2 protein-coding genes are annotated in these 1,625 nt (G+C 52.7%); one reads left to right on the plus strand and one right to left on the minus strand.

Features of this window, described 5'->3' with window-relative positions; all coding sequences use genetic code 11:
* Positions 1-358: 358 nt before the first annotated feature.
* Positions 359-721: a hypothetical protein gene (locus EKD03_RS18135; protein ID WP_129633847.1), complete on the minus strand. Its 363-nt coding sequence runs from the start codon at positions 719-721 to the stop codon at positions 359-361.
* A 132-nt stretch (positions 722-853) separates the two neighbouring features.
* On the opposite strand from EKD03_RS18135, the gene EKD03_RS18140 reads away from it, so the two are divergent.
* Positions 854-1,625: hypothetical protein (locus EKD03_RS18140; protein ID WP_153188305.1), on the plus strand; the 772-nt coding region annotated here is incomplete at its 3' end.

Consider the following 1,625-nt stretch of genomic DNA (forward strand, 5'->3'; position numbering starts at 1 on the left):
CGATCCCAACATGGGGGTCACGCAGTTCCTTGAGTGCCTGCTCGATGGCCTGCGCGCTACGGGGAAGACCAAGCGCCGGAAGTTCCCTATCTTCAAAAAGGATACGCTGACGTCCTTCGCGCAGAAGCTCAAACGCTGGAAACAGCAGCAAGAATACCCCACAACCCAACGCTGGGCCTCAAGCGCGCCGCTGGCAGCGTTGATAGATGGGGCACCGCGCATTGACACGAGACGCGCATGAAAAACGCACCAGGTTTCTGGCCGCGCCAGCGGCGTCGCTTGCAGGCCATGTTGGGCCGTAAAACGAGTTTTACAAATCAAAGTGACGGGTATTTATTCCAACAATAGTTCTTTTTAGTTATGCAAGAGTTCTATTGTACATATAAGACATTAACCCTGATAATGTCACAGTCAAGAATGCCAATAACAACAGCATTGTTCTTAAATTGCCACCTTGTTCAGGGTTAGTCAATCCTTCCTTAGCAAGAAAGATGAAATTTAGAATAACATACAGTCCAATTGAACTGATGGAGATTTGCAGAAACTTTATTTTATACCAATTCAGCATAATAACTGCTAGCCATAAGAGGATAACTAGATTTGAAATAACTCGAATGATTTCCAATTGGTCTGTAGCAGCGTGAATAAATATATCTACCAACTGAATAAGTGCAATTCCAACTCCCAAGGTTTTTAAGATTGCGTTAGCATTTTTTGCCATTTGGTTTATTCCTTGCAAGTGATTCGTTGCGAAGCCGCCCAACGCGCATGTCAGTGGACGGCATCTCTACAAGTATACACCAGAATCTATCAGTAGATACTCACTCGTTCTGTCCGGCAACTGCTTTATGGGTTGAGGGCGGCCCAACTGCATATTCAGGCTCACGATGCGAGTACGGTACAGCATGTCACGACGCCGGTTGTCACCGGGCCGAATGCGATGAAGGATACGGTGACGCTGTCTGACCTGCTTGCGTGCGTGAAGCAGTTGTTCTACAAGGAACTGCCCGTGCTGGTGACGGTGCCGCCCGGTGTCTCCAACTACCAGCCAAAGCGTCTGTTGATCTTGTTGGTGGATACGATTGAGCAGGCCCAGCCGCAGGTGTTGAAGGTGCTGTATCGCCTACGGGATGGGGTCTTGAGTGAGCGCTGCATCCTGATCTGTGCCGGGCGCAGCGAACCGCCTCGGCCAGAGCATACGTCGCCCCTGCTCTCCCAGGAACTCCATCTGCTCGATGACAAGACGGTAGATCGCTGGGCCACCAACGCCGGGATAGACGATGCCGCCCTGCGCACGGCGCTGGTCAACCTGTGTGCTGGCCTGCCCCTGCTGGTCGAACTGGCGATTAAGACCGTGCAGGAGGCGGCTCAAACGAGCCAGCCCCTCCAACCCCAGGATCTCGCCGCCCCACCGCCGGTCGCAGGCAGTGATACGGTGCTGGTCATCCTTGAGCAGTTGCTCAACCTTTATACCGACAGTCTTGAGCAGGGCGATCCGCGCAAAAAGCAGATGAGTCTGCTGTTGCGCTACGGCTGTATCCCACGCAACCTGAATAACTACGATCTCATCCGCGCCATGCAGATTGATGGCCTAGAGCGAGATCTCGCCCCCACGCTACGCGCCC

This window comes from Candidatus Oscillochloris fontis (assembly GCF_004138135.1).
GTDB classification, from domain to species: domain Bacteria; phylum Chloroflexota; class Chloroflexia; order Chloroflexales; family Chloroflexaceae; genus Oscillochloris; species Oscillochloris fontis.